Genomic DNA, 17,468 nt, shown 5'->3' on the forward strand with positions numbered 1-17,468 from the left:
CGCTGATAACCGCATCAGCAAACAAATGATTGAAGGTAACTTTTTCTAAAGGACCTGCCAGTTCATGATATTGATGTGGGGGTAAGATTACCATAGAATGGGTATTTTTGATTATGGTGCGAAACTTAGATAAAATATCCAATTGATTGTTACGAGGCCAGTTGCCGGGGTTACAATACCAAATTGCCGACTACGTATATTATTATCAATGTAGGTTAAGCAGAAAAGCCGCTTAACGCGGCTCTTCTTATCCTCTCACAATTCATTCCTCATATTCAATTTAATCAGCCGTTTCTGTACTGGCTTCGTAGTTCACATGGTTCTCAGCTATCTGTGTTAAAAGCGCATCAGCCGTTTTTTCTTCATCAATGGTTAAAACCAATAATTCGGCGATCTCGTAATAACCCAGTGTTTTAGCCAGGCTGATCATACCGCCATAAGAGGCAATTTCGTAATGCTCAGCTTTCTGGCCGGCGAAAATCAAACCGACATCGCGTTGAGCGGAGCCTTCATCCGTATGACTGATGACCTCATCGCCTTCATCGACGATACCCGACATCGCGTCGCATTTAGTGGTTTCCGGTTCCAGGCCAAGGATGCCAAATATTTGCTCTAAACGGCTCACATGAACCTCGGTTTCTGCCAGATGATTGATAAAGGCCGTTTTTAGCTCCTGCGACGTTGCCGCTTCGGCCATATCCGGTAAGGTATCTACCAATTTTCTTTCGGCCCAAAGCAAGTCTTTTAATTCGTCAACAAAGAATTCCATCAATTTGGAGTTGCCCGATGAAGGGACTTGTTCTTCCTGCCATTCTTCCCCATGTTCAATGCTTCCAGGTTCCGGTGCATAACCGGCAGCCTGCTGGTACTCGCCTGCTGCGCCATCAAAAGAGGGTTCTGCAACCGGCGCTTCGCCGTCGAACAAAGTTTCGCCGGTATCCCCGTTGTTCATATTTAATTCCTGATACACAGGTTGATCATTTTGACCTTCCGTGTCATCTGTTTCAACCTGGTCACGTAAAGATTTGATCAGGTTATGACCTTCAGTAATTCCCTGTTGCTGGAGCTGCAAGACTTGAACCAGTTCCGGACTAAGTTCGTTTTGCGGGTACAGCGCGTCACGGTAAGCGGCTTTGGCAGCGTCTTCGCCGCGTTCGCATTCATTCAATACCGCTAACAAATCATTACCGGTAAACGTGGCCTTTATATCAATCCAGGCGCGGTGCAGGTCGCCAGAAGTGCTGGTGCCTTCGGCCGCTTCCCCGCCATATTGCTGGACGATATCGGTCAGTTCGACCACATATTGCTGGCTTTCTCCGGCCAGTTTGTTAAACACGGCGATCAAGCCATTGTCGTCGCCTTCCAGGTCGGTGCCTGCTTTTTCAAAACCCGCTACGCGGTCATTATTGATCTTGATCAGGTCGTTGATCACATCAAGCGCTTTTTCAGAGATTTCCATAGGTAAATAGTTATTAATTAGTTTTTGGTTATTTTGTAGTTCGCCGGCATGATCGAGCCTGGCTACGATTCGGCGGGCACGTTCTGCGCGGGCTTCTGTTACTTCGGCAGGCGCTGCAGAAATATCCGTAGTATCGTAAAGCCTGTCTTCGTTAAAATGCGCATGCGCATAAAATTGAGGGTGTTCATAGGGTGCATGACCATGCCCCTCCAACAGATTCCGTATCGACATCTCAACATCCGGTGCCAGCCTTGATACGCCTTCATAGGCCGGTAAAGCGGCAATTTGACCGTCACTTACCTCCGGTAGAATGATTGTCAGGTCAGCTGGCCGGCTCTTTGCCAGGCCAACAGGTACTACTATGCGTTTTGCATGATAATCAGCATTCTCCCTCAACGCAATGATGAGATAACGTACACTGGCATCATGTTCGTCAAATAGTAGACCTGCGATTTCGCCGATCACCTGCCCGCGCTGATCCAATACAGACCAGCCGGTAATATCCGTGGTACCCGGCACCACCATAAAACTGCTGTCCGCCAGTTCCCGTAATCCGGTATCGAAATTATTTTCCATCATAGCTACTCCATTGCGCCACTCCTTCCGGTTCAGCATTTTTCACTTCGGCGCTTTTGATTTCGCTCATTTCTTTGTCCAATTTTTCGGTACTTTTCAGTTCCTTGCTGAAATTTTCCGGCAGTTTGGTCTGCCCCCGGGTTTGCTGTACCTGCTCCAGCGGTTTTTCGATATAAATAAATTCCTTGCCCATCCCTTTGATCTCGCCTTCGTTCCAGGGGCCGCGAACGGTACCTTCGGAAAGGTTATAGACATTTTGCAGGTACCGGGGATCAGCAGCCAGGACGCCCGGCGGGAAATTCGGCTGGATACTGTCTAAAGCTGCTTCAAACATTTTATAATGCGTTACTTCACGGGTCATTAAAAATGACAGCGTTTCATGGATATACGGATCATCGGTAAACTTCATCAAATGTTCGTACACCAATTTGGCCCTTGACTCCGATGCCAGATTTGTACGCAAATCAACCGTTAGGTCACCATTGGAGTTAATATAGGACGCGCACCAGGGGATGCCCTGGCTGTTACGCGGTGTAGGACCGCCGCCGGTAATGATCGGGAATTGCGGATTGGCCGATAAGGCAGCATGAATGACGCTTTCCTTAGCAGCTTTGCCATTCATGGCGACCATAATTTCGCTTTGTTCAGCGGCATCTTTCAGCGCACCGTTGACCCCTTTTAACAACATCTGTATAGTAGCGCCGACAATTTCGAGGTGACTGAATTCCTCGGTCGCGATATCCATCAGCATATCGTATTTATCGGGATGCGGCACTTTCGCGCCAAATGCCTGGGTGAAATATTGCATGGCTGCGGCAAGTTCCCCGTTCTCTCCGCCGAATTGCTCCAATAACAGGTTAGCAAAACGCGGATCAGGGCGGGAAACCCTGGCATTGAATTGTAGAGATTTTACGTGGTGAAACATAAGCAGTAGTTTTTAAATAGTGAACTGCTGCAGATGCAAATTTGAGACCAAAATAATCTTTCTAATTAAAAAAATATTTTTTTAAGAAAATAATAAGGATGACGTTTTTTGGTACAGGAATTGCATTTCGCATTCCCGATAATCAATGCAGCAGATTAACTAAGTATTAACACACACAAAAAAATTAAAACCATGCCTACAAAAACAACAAAAAAGGCGATTGCAGCAGCTGCAAGCCGCACACCAGAAGCCGAGAGCGCTTTAAAGGAATTATTCATTGACGAATTAAAAGACATTTACTGGGCCGAAAAACATTTAGCGGCAGCTTTGCCAAAAATGATCAAGGGCGCCACCTCGGGGGACCTGAAACAAACGATCACCAATCACCTGGAAGAAACCAAAAATCAGATCACACGTTTGGAGCTGGTATTTGACTCCGTAGGTGAAAAATCCACTGCTAAAAAATGTTTGGCGATGGAAGGTTTATTGAAAGAAGCTACCGAATTACTTTCAGATACTGACAAAGGCACCGAAGTGCGTGATGTAGCTATCATTTCAGCTGCGCAAAAAGTAGAACATTACGAAATTGCCTCTTATGGCACCTTACGCACTTTAGCCGGTACATTGGGCTTTAGCGAGGCTCAAAATTTATTAGACGAAACCTTAGCGGAAGAAAAAAACGCGGATTCGCTGTTAACACAGGTCGCAGAAAATTATGTAAACGAAGCCGCTGCCGCTGAAGTAGAATAAGCGATAATCACAAGGTATCAATAATTTTTTATGGAAGGGTTGCTAAGGCAGCCCTTCTTTTTTCATTTAATAGCCAAAAGAAACCTTAAACAGCAAGTTGAGTCATGCCGTCCACGGCACCCCTTGTATCTCGCCAATAAAATAAGGGTGTTTGCCCTTTTTTTAAAGCGCCTGACATTTATCAAAAAGAAGGTTGTATGGAATATCCCGATGTTATTGAATTACTACAATGCCAATTATCCAGGAGTATGGCTGGCAAAAAAAACGTAACTTATTAAATATAATTTATTTACATATTGTAATTGTCGTTATTTTGAGGTTTTTGCCTGCATCATTTACCGATACAAAACTTACTAAAAATATTTTCCAGCAAATCATCCGTGGTAACCGCCCCGGTAATTTCGCCCAGGTAATGCAGCGCCTGCTTGATATCCATGGAAAGGAAATCGGAAGTAATGGTATCCATACCGTCCAACACTCTTGCCAGGGCTTCTTCGGTTTTTTGCAGGGCTTCCAGGTGACGGATGTTAGTTACCAATGTTTCATCCCCGGTTAACTTGTCCTTGATAGCGGCACTGTAGATCTGCTGTTTAAGGTCATCGATATGAAGTTTTTCTTTGGCGGAGATGGGGAGGAAGTCCGAAAGTCCGGAAGTCCGAAAGTCCGGAAGTGGATTGGTTTGGGTTGTCAGCAAGTCGATTTTGTTGGCTACGGCAAGCATAGTTATTCCCGGTTTTTGCAGGCTTTCCAGGTCGCTTTTGAGTTCTTCGGCAGTAATTTGGCTGGCGTCGAACAAATAAACCAGCACGGCCGACTGGTTGATCTTTTCCATGGTGCGCGCCACGCCTATTTGCTCAATAGCGTCGGTAGCTTCCCTGATGCCGGCGGTATCGATCAGCCTGAAATTAATGCCGTTAATATTAAGTACCTCTTCAATGGTATCACGCGTGGTGCCGGGGATATGGCTCACTATCGCACGTTCCTCATTGAGCAAAGCATTCAGTAAAGTTGATTTGCCTGCATTTGGCCTGCCTGCAATAACTGTGTTTACGCCCAGCTTTATTGCGTTACCTAATTCAAAAGAGCTTATCAAACTGCGAATTACACGGTTTATCTGAAGTATAAGTTTTTTGAGCTGGTCGCGGTTGGCAAACTCTACATCTTCTTCGGCAAAGTCGAGTTCCAGTTCAATTAACGAGGCAAATTGTACCAACTGGTCGCGCAGCGATTGCAACTGGCTGCTGAAACCGCCGCGCAATTGCTGCAGGGCAACCTGTTGCGATGCTTTGGAATTGGAGGCGATGAGGTCGGCAACGGCTTCGGCCTGGGAAAGATCGAGTTGACCATTCAGGAACGCCCTTAGCGTAAACTCCCCCGCTTTGGCTGATCTTGCTCCTTTTTTGATGAGCAGTTTGATGATCGATTCAATAATATACGCCGAGCCATGGCAGGAAATCTCCACCACGTTTTCCCTCGTGTATGAACGCGGGGCAATAAATAAGGAAACCAAAACTTCGTCTAAAATAATATCCCCGTCAACAATGCTTCCGAAATGAATGGTGTGTGAAGGCTGTTTGGTGAGGTCCTTGCCTTTAAATACGCTTGCCGCGATAGTAATAGCATCCGGCCCGGAAAGCCGGATAATACCAATGGCTCCGGTTCCGTTTGGTGTTGCAAGGGCGACGATTGTTTCGTTGTTGGTCATTGGGTCATTGGGTCATTGAGTCATTGATTTTCGGACAATGATTTAGACCCTTGCGCAAAAGTCGCTATTTAAGCGCAATGTTCCTAAAGTCTCTTTTCAACGCAAAACATATTCAACTATCCAATGACTTAATGACGCAATGACCTAATGACTAAATTAACTAACTTGCGGCCATAAATTATGGTAACTTTTTTTGAAGCTTCGCTCGATACGATCTCTGTGCACCATGTGGGTAACCAGGCGCTTAGTGAAATGTATGCTCTGTCCGATCATCCATTGGAACTGAAGGACGAGATCATCCCCAACCTGTTGATGCAATATTTTTTAAAACCTTTTGAAAAGGCTAACGAAGTTTATCACCTTACCCATAGCAGCGGCAACCTGAGCCTGAATGAAGTTCATCATTTTGCAGCACAGGTTTTTGACGATAAGGAGTACTTTCACAGTGCATCCGAAGGTTTGGCAAAACACCTCTATAAGGTTGCAAATCACCCTAATATAAAAGGCGGGGAGTTATATGTGGTCTACTTTAACAAAGTGCAGATAGAGGGTAACCCGCTGGATGCCATCGGGATCTTTAAATCGGAAAACAAAGAAACTTACCTGAAAGTGTACCCGGATAAAGGCGGTTTCCAGGTGGATTATGAAGAGAATGCCATCAATATCAATAAGCTGGACAAGGGTGTTTTGATATTTAATATCGAAAAGGAAAACGGCTACAAGGTGGTGGTGATTGATAAAACCAATGGCGGCCAGGAAGCTGCGGTGTATTGGAAAGACCAGTTTTTACAGCTAAAGATCCGTAACGACAGCTTTAACCAAACCAGCAATACGCTGGGCATCTACAAAAACTTTGTGACCCAAAAGCTGGATGACGAGTTTGAAATGAGCAAAGCCGATAAGATCGACCTGCTGAACCGCTCCATGAAGTATTTTAAAGAGAAAGATACTTTTGATATGGACGAGTTTACCGGCGAAGTGATTGGCAACCCGCAGGCTATTGAATCTTTTAAAAATTTTAAAAGCCAGTACGAACAGGAATTCGACAGCCCGATATCGGATACTTTTGAGATCTCGGACAATGCGGTTAAAAAACAGGCCCGCGTTTATAAAAGCGTGTTAAAACTGGACAAGAATTTCCACATCTACATCCACGGCGATAAGGAACTTATTGAAAAAGGCTTTGATGACGACAAGCACATGAACTATTATAAGGTTTATTTTAAGGAGGAGAATTAGGTTGGTTGATTAGGTTGAATGAGTTGATTAAGTGGGTGGTTGGTTGGAACAACGTAGATCAAGTTCCGGGCTATGGGTTTCCCATCAATAAAATCCTGCTTTGTTTTTACTAACGAGGCTATTTCAGCTTCTCTGAAAACTTATTCCTCATTAGCGTCAACAGAATATGATAGACCAAACCGATCTAATATTTCCCTCCAAACAGAAAGGTCTTTTTTATTTTGTATGTTGACGGTAAGTGTTGCCATACCCAAATTTACCAAAGATAAATTCAAAATACAATTGTATCATTGTCAAACCGTTGCTGATGCCCCAAAAAAAAACAATATCTTTTTGCCGAAAAATTCGCTAAACTATCATAACCTCCTACCCTTTTTAACCCGTACCATCCTATGAAAAAGTTCTTTATAGTTGCACTACTTATTTTCACCACTTCTGTTTTATCGGCTCAAAAACATTATGCAGTCACTTATGAGCAGTTGAAGGAATATGAAGGCGTTTACGAATATTTTAACCACGCCGTTATAAAAATAGCGGCTTCGCCGGTGGATACTATTTTATATGGCATCATCAATCAGAGCAGTTATGCCCTGCGGCCGGTCGACAAAGATGTTGTGGTAAATAATTTGGGGCAGCGCACCAGGTTTTTACGTAATAGTATGCATGTGATTACGGGCTATGTTACCGGGAAAGATTCGTTTAAGCTGATCACAAAAAATATTTCCTTTCCACAACAGATGTGGTATCCCAGGAGCCCTGCCGATTTGGTAAATTATCACTACAAATATACCATACCACCGGCGTTGAATGACGGCTTACCCACAGGGGATGCTGCAAAGGCAGGCCTTGACACCGCCTTATTAGCCGCCATGATGGACAAAATAGTGACGGCAAAGTACCTGAATGTTCATAGTGTGCTGATCATAAAAGACGGTAAACTGGTGTTTGAGGAATATTTTTATAACTACGGCCGGGATAGTTTACAGGAGCAGCGGTCGGCCACCAAAAGCGCAATTTCGGCATTAACTGGCATAGCCATTCACCAGGGATATATTAAAAGTGTGAATGAAAGGGTGCTGGCTTATTTCCCCGAATATCACTTGAATAATAACTCCGAATTAAAACAAAAGATCACGGTAAAAGACCTGCTGAGCAATCAAAGCGGGCTTAACTATGACGAGGCATACGATAAAGCGGTTGGTAATGAAAATACCATGAGCTATACGGACGATTGGGTAAAATATACCTTAGACCTGCCGATGCTGGATACGCCCGGCACCAGGGGCCGTTACGCATCGGGCAACCCCATTACGATGGCGCGTATTATCGAAAAAGCTACCCATATGCCGCTGCACGACTTTGCGCTGAAAAACCTTTACAGGCCAATGGGCATTACTAACTTTAAATGGAATTTTACGCCTGACAAGCGCGGCGCCGAAAACTATGGCGAGGTATTTTTACGTCCGAGAGATATGGCCAAGTTCGGGCTGTTATATTTAAATAACGGCGTTTGGGACAAGCAACAATTGGTGCCGGCTGAATGGGTTAAGGAGTCGACCAGTAAACAGTCCGTGGTGCAGGGTGTGGATTATGGTTATTTGTGGTGGCTGAAATACCTTGATGCTGATGGCGGGGTAAGGTATAACAGCTTTGCCGCCCAGGGTAACGGCGGCCAGAAAATTTACGTTTTTAAACAGCAGCAACTGGTTGTAGTGATAACCGGCGGAAACTACAATACGCAATCGCCGTCAAACGAATTGGTTAAAAAGTATATTTTACCGGCATTTAATAAACACTGATTTTTTTTTCGGGGATTTCACCGATTTTAAACGCATGATTTCACCGATTTTTAGTTGTGATTGGATTGTTTTTATGTGATTTTAACCGGTTTTTTGATGTTTTTATTGAATGTTCAAATTGTTAAAAAGCCGCAAGTGGTTAATGATGAGATGTATACAAAATAAGCCCAAATGCATACAAAGTGTTCATTTTTGTTTATTTCGAGTTAATAAACTTATTTACAATGATTTACATATAATTTAGTGTTCCCTACTGTTCACCGGTGTTCTTACTGTTCAGGGGTGAACAGTCGGGCAAGCAATTTAACAGGCGCAGTCATCAGCACTTAAAAATGCTCCTCAATCCCCAACGCAAATAGTGCAAAATCGTATTTTACGGGGTCCAGCGGGTCGAATTCCCTGAGCCGTTCGGTGAGCTCAACTGCCGTTTGCCAGTCGGTTTGTTTGCGGGTGATCAGGTTAAGCTTGCGGGCCACCCGGTCAACGTGCAGGTCGCAGGGGATGATGAGTTCAGCCGGTTTAATGTGGTTCCAGATACCGAAATCAACGCCGCAATCGTCTTTGCGTACCATCCAGCGTAAAAACATATTCAGCCTTTTGCAGGTGGACTTTTGTGATGGGGAGGAGATGTGTTTTTTGGTACGGTGAGGGAAATCAGACAGGGAAAAGAAGTACGAACGGAAGTAATTAAGCGATTGTTCAACCGCAAGCTCCCCCTTTAGGGGGCCGGGGGGCATGAAGGCAGCCTCCAGTGATTCATACTTTGAATAATGGTGCCTGAAAAACGAGATGAAATAGAGTGTATCGGTATCATTAAACGTTCGGTGCTTAAATTCCAGTAGCTTTTTAAGGTCGGGTTCTTCGTGATTCATGATGAAATCATAAGGCGCGCCATCCATCAGCTTGATTAATTCGTGGCATTTATTGATGATGGTAACCCGCTGCCCCCAGGCCAGCACGGCTGCCCATAGGCCCATGATCTCTATATCCTGTTGTTTGGTAAACAGGTGCGGGATGGAAACGGGGTCGTTTGGAATAAAGTCAGGCCTGTTATATTGAATGACTTTTGAGTCGAGAAAAGCTTTTATGTTTTCGATCATGTTATAAAAAGTGGCAGTTATTGTCGAAATTGATCGCTACTGCCACTGAAGACTGCTACTATCCTAGTGCCTGTGCTAAATCTTCCAGCAAATCCTCCACATCCTCCACTCCTACGCTTAAACGCAATAGGTTATCTACCACGCCTACTTTTTCACGCTCTTCCTTTGGAATAGATCCATGCGTCATGCTCACCGGGTGATTGATCAGCGATTCTACGCCGCCTAATGACTCGGCAAGGGCAAATACTTTAAATGAAGATGCGATACGATAAGTTTCCTTTAAATCAGCGCCTTTAAGAGTGATGGAGATCATCCCGCCGAAGTCGCGCATTTGTTTTTTGGCTATTTCGTGGTTAGGGTGATCGGTAAATCCCGGCCAGTAGATCTTACCCACTTTGGGGTGCGTCTTCAGGTATTCGGCTATGATGCGGCCGTTTTCACAATGGGCCTTCATGCGCAGGTGGAGGGTTTTGATACCGCGAAGCACTAAAAAGCTGTCCATAGGGCCGGGCGTAGCGCCGCAGGCATTGTAAATGAACCATAACCTTTTATAAATATCCTCGTCATTCAGCATTAAGGCGCCCATTACCACGTCGCTGTGCCCGCCAATATACTTGGTTACCGAGTGCATTACAATATCGGCCCCCAAATCAATCGGGTTTTGCAGATATGGCGAAGCGAAGGTATTATCAACTGCCAGAAGAATATTCTTCTCCTTGCTGATCTTTGCAATCGCTTCAATATCCACAATTTGCATGGTAGGATTGGTCGGCGTTTCTATCCAGATCAGTCTGGTGTTTTCATTGGTGTATTCCCTGATGATCTCCGGATCAGACAGGTTCAGAAAATGAAATTTGATCCCATAATTGGCAAATATTTTGGTGAAGATGCGGTATGATCCTCCGTAAAGATCGTTGCCGGTGATCACCTCATCGCCCGGCTGCAGTAATTTCATCACCGCGTCGGTAGCGCCCATACCACTGGAGAACGCAAGCCCGTATTTCGCATTTTCCAATGCAGCCAGGCAGTTTTCCAACGCGTGGCGGGTTGGGTTGGTACCCCGCGAATATTCGTACCCTTTATTATCCCCGGGCGATTTTTGCCAGTAAGTAGAAGTCTGGTAGATCGGTGTCATCACCGCTCCGGTGGTTGGGTCGGGCTCTTGGCCGGCGTGTATAGCTTTTGTTGCGAATTTCATGGTTGGTTCATAGTTCATGGTTCATAGTTCACGGTTTTTTGAACCATTTTCTATGAACGAGTAATCAAAATTAATAAGCACGAGCGAAAATGACACGCTGCGACGATGGTTTCCCGGTAAGTATACATTTACCATCTTCCTGTTTATTATCCAAAGGTATGCATCTTATTGTCGCCTTGGTTTCATCTTTTATCTGTTGTTCAGTTTCGGGAGTGCCATCCCAGTGCGCCGATAAAAAGCCGGGTTGTTCATCCAGCAAGCGTTTAAATTCATCATAGGTATCTACTTCGGTGGTATTCTCTGTTTTGAATTTTAATGCTTTCTGGTAGATATTTTGCTGAATCTCTTCCAATAATGACTCGATCTTTGCAGACAATCCTTCCTGGGCTACCGTTTCTTTGGTTTTGGTATCACGGCGGGCCAGTTCAACGGTTCCGTTTTGCATATCGCGGCTGCCTATAGCAACACGCAAAGGCACTCCCTTTAACTCATACTCGGCAAATTTAGCGCCGGGGCGATGGGTATCCCTTTTATCAAACTTAACCGAAATATTTTTTGCTTTCAGTTCAGCGGTTAAGCCCTTTACAAAGGCTGCAATATTTTCAAGCTCTTCCTCGTGCTTATAGATAGGCACCACTACCACCTGTATTGGCGCCAGTTTTGGTGGCAATACCAGACCGGCATCATCAGAATGCGCCATGATCAACGCACCGATCAGCCTGGTGGATACACCCCAGGAGGTTGCCCACACATAATCCAGTTTATTTTCTTTGTTGGTGAATTTAACTTCAAATGCTTTCGCAAAATTCTGCCCTAAGAAGTGCGACGTACCCGCCTGCAGGGCTTTACCGTCCTGCATTAATGCTTCTATGCAATAAGTGTCTAAAGCGCCGGCAAAACGTTCATTAGCGGTTTTTTTACCGCGGATTACCGGCAATGCAAGCCAGTTCTCTACAAAATCAGCATAGACATTCAGCATTTGCTCGGTTTCCTCAATGGCTTCTTCGGCGGTTGCATGGGCGGTATGGCCTTCCTGCCATAAAAACTCGGTGGTACGCAAAAATAGACGGGTGCGCATTTCCCAGCGGACTACGTTGGCCCATTGGTTAACCAAAATAGGCAAGTCCCGGTAGGACTGGATCCAGCCTTTATACGTATTCCAAATGATGGTTTCAGATGTTGGCCTTACGATCAGTTCTTCTTCCAGTTTGGCATCTGGGTCCACTATAATATTGCCTTCACCATCATTTTTTAAGCGATAATGGGTTACTACTGCGCATTCCTTTGCGAATCCTTCTACGTGAGCAGCTTCCTTTGAAAGAAATGATTTTGGTATAAATAACGGGAAATAAGCATTCACATGCCCTGTTTCTTTAAACATTACATCCAATACGGCCTGCATTTTTTCCCAAATGGAATAGCCATAAGGTTTAATGATCATACAGCCTTTAACCGGTGAGTATTCGGCCATATCAGCCTTGATCACCAGGTCGTTATACCATTGTGAATAATCTTCGTCTTTACTTACAACCCCTTTGCTCATATAATAATTAATGCTGTTTTTTTGATACCAGCCGCCAAATTTATACATTTAGGCTGTAAGGAGTGTAACTATGTCGGCTAAATTTAAATTAATGTGTTGGTTTTTGCTTAGCGCCTGGTTCGCTACAACAAGAGCTCAAACCACCAAACAGCCAATTGCATCCCCGCGGCTATTAATAATTGGCTCATATTATGCCGCTGATTCCGGAGGAGAGTATGAGGTACTTCGTGCCTTTATTATCAATTATTCCGATGATACATTGAGGTTTTGGGGCTCAAACTGCCAACCAAGTGAGTTTTTTAAAATAACAATTAATGGTTATATGCATTTAGTTGATGAGGAATGCAAAAAGTCAGTTTTTCAGCAAATAGCTATACCCCCACATAGGTCTTTGCTGATTCCTTTAAAGTTAACAGTTTCAAAACAGCCTCATGAATTAATTCAAATAAAAGTGAGCATGAGTTTTTACAAGTGTTACGCATCAAATCATTTTACTGAAGATAGAAAAAATCACAGACCCGAAATATTGACCGATACAATAACACTGAACTATAATAAGGATGGCAATCCCTTTTATGGAAAATCAGATTGGGAAGAACTGAAACAAAAAGAAAAAATAAACCTCCCAACAACGAAACTTTATCTTCTTACTGCAGATGACCTAAAACATTATACGGTAACAGCTGATGTAACTAAAATTACCAAGGCAGATGAAGATGAATACAGTTATACTAAAGAAAAGGTTTTCCAAATACCGGTTACTGTTCATAACAATAGCGATAAGACATTGAGATACTATTCTATGAGTTGTTCGTGGCAGGAGTTTTATCATATTGACAATAAAAATTTGGAGATCGTGGAACCGCCTTGTGACAATAACGTCCCAAAGGAAGTTATCGTTCCTGCTCATTCGGCCCGCACTGATATTGTGCCTTTTATTTACAAAAAAAGCCAAAAAATCAAGCAACGTTTTCGAGTTGGGCTCAATATTAATAAAAATGTGGAAGAGGACCTGTTTGAAGGCTATGATGACGAATTAAGGATATACAACGTCGTTTGGAGCAATGAAGTAACATTCGTCAGCAAATAATTGATGTCCTCGCTCCGATCAGTTGTCGCTTACGGTCCATAATTCACATCTTTGCAATCAACATGGCTATTGCATCTCTAATCAGCGAACAATTTGACGGCGTTATCTGGCGGATGGAAATTGATGAACTAAGTGACACTCTTTTTGTCGAGATCAGGAATGAAGAAGAACGGAAAGTAAGTTTCGCGGCGGTTAGTTTATCAGATGGCACTGTTTTATTTAAAAACATTGCAGCACCAGAAAAATGGCTCACAGGTATTGAAGCTGCATTTGACGGTGTTTTACTATTGCACTTTTATCAATCAGAATCCGGGCCGGCACATAAGGGATTAATGGCTATTGAGGCAGGCTCAGCTAAAATACTATGGAGCAACTACACTTATACGTTTGATTATTTAACCGAAAAAGGCCCTGTTGTTTATGATGTGCGGATCCATCCCAGAAAGTTATTTCTGCTTGATATCAAAACCGGTGCAACAGAACGCCTTTACCAACCGTCTTTGTATAAGGACTTGCAAAATAGTATTGTGCTACCCCATATAGTTTCACCGGAAGAGTTGCCTGTTAAATTAATTTCAGTACATCCGTTTGGAAATAGCACGCATTATCTTGAATACAATAATTTCAGAATTGTATCTTTGCACGCGCTAAAGGGAGGGGAATTAAATCAGGTGCTTTTAGTATTTGACCAGACCATTCCCGGCAGCAATACGATAGTTTATGAAGATTTATTAAATGCCGGCATACAAAAGATGCAGCCAGAGGCGTTTATTATCCATAAAAACAGGTTAATATATATCAAAAACAAGTGCGAACTTAAGGTCTTACCCCTATAAAATATTGATTCAATTTTAATTATGAAATTTAAGCTTTTATTGATCACCGCTTTATCCCTTATCATTTCTACATCTCTTTTTGCCAAACCAGTAATAGATTCAGTTGGCGTAAAAAATAACGATGGCAAGAAGATGATCCTTTTTAAAGTTAAAGCAAAAGATACTTACTACTCTATCGGCAAGCGCTACGGCATTAAACCGGAAGCTTTGATGAAGTTTAACGGCAAAAAGAAAGCTGTTTTGTCAATTGGGACGATTATTGAAATTCCGACAGAGATTCCGTTTAAGAAGACGAGCAAAACAAAGGAAACAGCCGAGGCCCCAAAAAAGGAAACAAAAAAGAAAAGAAGGAAAGGCTTGCCAGGGAGGCGAAAGAAGCCCGCGAAGAAAAAAAACATAAACATTCACCGGACAACAACACGGATGAAACGCCAACAGCGGTTGTTGAGCAACCAGCAAGCCCTGAGCGTGTAGTGCAACAGCCCGTTCAGCAACCTGTTCAGCAATCGATCCAGCAAAACAATACACCTCCTGTACAGTATAAAGTTTCAGCTGGCGAAACGCTTTATGCCATCAGCAAACGGTTTAATACCACAGTTGATGACATCACCAAATTGAATAATTTAACTTCCACAAACCTGGCACCAGGCCAGGTATTGTTGGTGCATACGGGTACGCAAGCAGCGCCGCCACCCACACCACCCGTAATGATTAGGGATACCCAGATAGCCAAACGTGATTCAACTACTGTTGTGCAGGTGAACCAGGATAGCCTTAACAGCGAGCGGCATTTAAATGCAAACCGCTACGGCTTATTCGAAAAGAACGAGAAAGGCGTTGCAACCTGGATGGACGACCCTGGGCTCGACCCCAATAAAAAGCTGGTATTGCACCGCTCAGCTCCAATCGGCACGGTAATAAAACTCACTAACCCAATGACTAACCGCACCACTTTTGCAAAAGTGGTTGGCCGCTTTACCGATAATGAGTCGACAAAAGATGTGATCATTGTGATGACCAAAAGCGTAGCGGATGCGCTTGGGGCATTGGACAAACGTTTTCATGTGGACATCAGCTACGGCAGCCCGAATGAATAAACCGTTTATTATAGGGATAGCCGGTGGCAGCGGCTCTGGTAAAACTTTTTTTTTAAAGTGTTTTCGTGAGCATTTTACCGAAGCGGAGGTTTCCCTCGTTTCGCAGGATGATTATTATATCCCTGTGGCCCATACCATGACCAAAGAGGAAAACATGTTCTACAATTTTGATTTGCCCTCGACTGTCGATCATGAACATTTTAATGATGATATCAATCGCCTTGTAAGAGGCGAAACAATCTTAAAAAAGGAATATACCTTTAATAATCCCGATGTTGAACCAAGGATGCTGGAAATTAAACCGGCGCCTATTTTGATCGTCGAAGGCTTATTTATACTGCATTTCAGGGAGATCGCGTCATCACTCGACCTCAAGATCTTTATCGAGGCTGATGATCATATCGCGCTGCAGCGCCGTGTTAAGCGCGACCTTGTTGAACGCGGTTATTCGCGTGAGGATGTGATGTACAGATGGGTTAACCACGTGGTGCCGGCCTATAATGCATATTTATTACCTTATAAAGGCGAATGCGACCAGGTGATTACCAATAACTCGCACGAAGCGGACGATATTATTTGTGTAACAGAGGAGATTTCGAAAGAATTGAGAAAAAAGATTTTAATTTGAAGATTTGAAAATGTGCCAATTTGAAAATTAAAAACAGAGAGCCCATCTTCAAATTTTCAAATTACCAAATCTTCAAATCAAAAAACCATTTCCGGTATTTCTCCTTCGATAATCAATTTACCCGCTGTAGCCGCTTTTATTTCTTCAACACTTACGCCGGGTGCACGCTCAAGCAGTTTAAAACCACCTTCGGGCAGCACATCCAGCACCGCCAGTTCAGTCACTATTTTTTTGACGCATTTTACGCCTGTTAGCGGCAGGGTACATGCCGGCAATAGCTTTGATTCGCCCGCCTTGTTTACGTGCTGCATGGCCACGATAATGTTGTCTGCGGAGGCCACCAGGTCCATCGCCCCTCCCATTCCTTTCACCATTTTTCCGGGGATCTTCCAGTTGGCGATATCGCCATTTTCAGATACTTCCATCGCACCCAATATGGTAAGGTTCACCTTTTTTGCCCTGATCATCCCAAAGCTCATCGCCGAATCAAATACCGCCGAGCCAGGCAGCATGGTAATGGTTTGTTTGCCGGCGTTGATGATATCAGCATCCTCTTCCCCTTCAAACGGGAACGGCCCCATGCCCAGCAAGCCGTTTTCGGATTGCAGGATCACGTCTACATTTTCAGGTATGTAATTGGCAACAAGGGTCGGTATACCGATACCGAGGTTTACGTAGTAACCGTCTTTTATTTCGCGTGCAATACGCTTCGCAATATCTTCTTTAGTGAGCATGGTTATCTTTTTCTTACCGTACGTTGTTCAATTCGTTTCTCGTAATTCTCTCCCTGGAAAATCCGGTGCACGTAAATGCCCGGGGTATGGATATGATCCGGGTCAAGTTCACCCGGTTCAACCAGTTCTTCCACTTCGGCGATGGTAACTTTACCTGCCATAGCCATCACTGCGTTAAAATTGCGTGCGGTTGCACGGTAAACCAGGTTGCCAAGTCTATCACCTTTCCATGCTTTTACAATGGCAAAATCAGCTTCAAAAGCCATTTCCATTAAATAAGCCTTGCCGTTAAAATTCCGTATTTCTTTGCCTACGGCCACTTCGGTACCAATGCCTGCCGGGGTGAAAATTGCAGGCATGCCATAGCCCGCCGCCATACAGCGGGTGGCTAACGTTCCCTGGGGTATCAGCTCAACTTCCAGTTCGCCGCTGAGTAATTGCCTTTCAAATTCAGCGTTCTCCCCTACATAAGACGAGATCATTTTTTTTACCTGCCGTTGTTTGAGCATCAGGCCGATACCAAAATCATCCACGCCAGCATTGTTGGAAATGCAGGTGAGGTTTTTTGTCCCCTTTTTCACCAGGGCGGCTATGCATTTTTCGGGCAGGCCACACATTCCGAAGCCACCCAGCATTAAGGTCATGCCATCTCCTATATCGTGGATAGCTTCATCAGCGCCATTAACTACTTTGTTCATTTTTGATAATTGGTTGCGGTAAAGTTAGGTGTTTTGATGCAAGGATGATAGTTATGGTTTATTGTTTTAATTATGCAAATTTGCCCCGATT

Annotated in this window: 16 protein-coding genes; 8 read left to right on the forward strand and 8 right to left on the reverse strand. The window is 44.0% G+C overall.

Going from position 1 to position 17,468, the window contains the following annotated elements:
- Positions 1-280: 280 nt before the first annotated feature.
- Both MgSA37_RS29110 and MgSA37_RS14045 read right to left on the reverse strand, forming a co-directional pair.
- Positions 281-2,074: a DUF892 family protein gene (locus MgSA37_RS29110; RefSeq protein WP_232010863.1), complete on the reverse strand. Its 1,794-nt coding sequence runs from the start codon at positions 2,072-2,074 to the stop codon at positions 281-283.
- Positions 2,025-2,960: a manganese catalase family protein gene (locus MgSA37_RS14045; protein WP_096352754.1), complete on the reverse strand. Its 936-nt coding sequence runs from the start codon at positions 2,958-2,960 to the stop codon at positions 2,025-2,027. Before MgSA37_RS14045 ends, MgSA37_RS29110 begins: the two co-directional genes overlap by 50 nt.
- A gap of 192 nt (positions 2,961-3,152) precedes the next feature.
- Between MgSA37_RS14045 and MgSA37_RS14050 the strand changes: the two genes are divergently transcribed.
- Positions 3,153-3,710 (forward strand): YciE/YciF ferroxidase family protein, encoded by a 558-nt coding sequence (locus MgSA37_RS14050; protein ID WP_096352755.1) that lies wholly within the window; start codon positions 3,153-3,155, stop codon positions 3,708-3,710.
- Positions 3,711-4,041: 331 nt separating this feature from the next.
- Here the strand turns inward: MgSA37_RS14050 and mnmE are convergent, their stop codons facing one another.
- On the reverse strand, positions 4,042-5,415 hold the full coding sequence (gene mnmE / locus MgSA37_RS14060) for a tRNA uridine-5-carboxymethylaminomethyl(34) synthesis GTPase MnmE (RefSeq protein WP_096352758.1): 1,374 nt from the start codon (positions 5,413-5,415) through the stop codon (positions 4,042-4,044).
- A 180-nt stretch (positions 5,416-5,595) separates the two neighbouring features.
- Between mnmE and MgSA37_RS14065 the strand changes: the two genes are divergently transcribed.
- Both MgSA37_RS14065 and MgSA37_RS14070 read left to right on the forward strand, forming a co-directional pair.
- Entirely contained in the window at positions 5,596-6,654 is a 1,059-nt protein-coding gene (locus tag MgSA37_RS14065; RefSeq protein ID WP_096352760.1) for a nucleoid-associated protein, read from the forward strand.
- Positions 6,655-7,046: 392 nt separating this feature from the next.
- A complete protein-coding gene (locus tag MgSA37_RS14070; RefSeq protein ID WP_096352761.1) occupies positions 7,047-8,453 on the forward strand; it encodes a serine hydrolase domain-containing protein in 1,407 nt (468 codons plus the stop codon).
- Positions 8,454-8,779: 326 nt separating this feature from the next.
- Here MgSA37_RS14070 and MgSA37_RS14075 read toward each other — a convergent pair whose 3' ends face one another.
- The 3 genes from MgSA37_RS14075 to proS form a co-directional block, all read right to left on the reverse strand.
- Positions 8,780-9,553 carry a TIGR02757 family protein gene (locus MgSA37_RS14075; RefSeq protein WP_096352763.1) on the reverse strand — a complete coding sequence of 258 codons (774 nt, stop codon included), beginning with the start codon at positions 9,551-9,553 and terminating at the stop codon, positions 8,780-8,782.
- A gap of 58 nt (positions 9,554-9,611) precedes the next feature.
- Positions 9,612-10,751 carry a cystathionine gamma-synthase gene (locus MgSA37_RS14080; protein WP_096357495.1) on the reverse strand — a complete coding sequence of 380 codons (1,140 nt, stop codon included), beginning with the start codon at positions 10,749-10,751 and terminating at the stop codon, positions 9,612-9,614.
- A gap of 70 nt (positions 10,752-10,821) precedes the next feature.
- Positions 10,822-12,294 (reverse strand): proline--tRNA ligase, encoded by a 1,473-nt coding sequence (proS, locus tag MgSA37_RS14085; protein WP_096357497.1) that lies wholly within the window; start codon positions 12,292-12,294, stop codon positions 10,822-10,824.
- A gap of 70 nt (positions 12,295-12,364) precedes the next feature.
- On the opposite strand from proS, the gene MgSA37_RS14090 reads away from it, so the two are divergent.
- The 5 genes from MgSA37_RS14090 to MgSA37_RS14110 all read left to right on the forward strand — a co-directional run bounded on the left by MgSA37_RS14090 (position 12,365) and on the right by MgSA37_RS14110 (position 15,945).
- Positions 12,365-13,384 carry a hypothetical protein gene (locus MgSA37_RS14090; RefSeq protein ID WP_096352764.1) on the forward strand — a complete coding sequence of 340 codons (1,020 nt, stop codon included), beginning with the start codon at positions 12,365-12,367 and terminating at the stop codon, positions 13,382-13,384.
- A 62-nt stretch (positions 13,385-13,446) separates the two neighbouring features.
- Complete coding sequence (locus MgSA37_RS14095) at positions 13,447-14,220, forward strand: DUF4905 domain-containing protein (RefSeq protein WP_096352766.1); 774 nt, start codon at positions 13,447-13,449, stop codon at positions 14,218-14,220.
- 21 nt (positions 14,221-14,241) lie between these two features.
- The gene (locus MgSA37_RS14100; RefSeq protein WP_096352767.1) at positions 14,242-14,694 is read left to right on the forward strand and encodes a LysM peptidoglycan-binding domain-containing protein; all 453 of its coding nucleotides are present in this window, start codon (positions 14,242-14,244) and stop codon (positions 14,692-14,694) included.
- Positions 14,694-15,317, forward strand: a complete 624-nt coding sequence (locus MgSA37_RS14105) for a LysM peptidoglycan-binding domain-containing protein (RefSeq protein WP_096352769.1) — start codon at positions 14,694-14,696, stop codon at positions 15,315-15,317. The genes MgSA37_RS14100 and MgSA37_RS14105 overlap by 1 nt, the downstream gene beginning before the upstream one ends.
- Positions 15,310-15,945 (forward strand): uridine kinase family protein, encoded by a 636-nt coding sequence (locus MgSA37_RS14110; protein ID WP_096352770.1) that lies wholly within the window; start codon positions 15,310-15,312, stop codon positions 15,943-15,945. Before MgSA37_RS14105 ends, MgSA37_RS14110 begins: the two co-directional genes overlap by 8 nt.
- A 77-nt stretch (positions 15,946-16,022) precedes the next feature.
- Here the strand turns inward: MgSA37_RS14110 and MgSA37_RS14115 are convergent, their stop codons facing one another.
- Positions 16,023-16,679 carry a CoA transferase subunit B gene (locus tag MgSA37_RS14115; RefSeq protein WP_096352772.1) on the reverse strand — a complete coding sequence of 219 codons (657 nt, stop codon included), beginning with the start codon at positions 16,677-16,679 and terminating at the stop codon, positions 16,023-16,025.
- Positions 16,680-16,681: 2 nt separating this feature from the next.
- On the reverse strand, positions 16,682-17,377 hold the full coding sequence (locus tag MgSA37_RS14120; protein ID WP_096352773.1) for a CoA transferase subunit A: 696 nt from the start codon (positions 17,375-17,377) through the stop codon (positions 16,682-16,684).
- Positions 17,378-17,468 lie beyond the last annotated feature (91 nt).

The sequence above is a fragment of the Mucilaginibacter gotjawali genome, assembly GCF_002355435.1.
Classification (GTDB): Bacteria; Bacteroidota; Bacteroidia; order Sphingobacteriales; family Sphingobacteriaceae; genus Mucilaginibacter; species Mucilaginibacter gotjawali.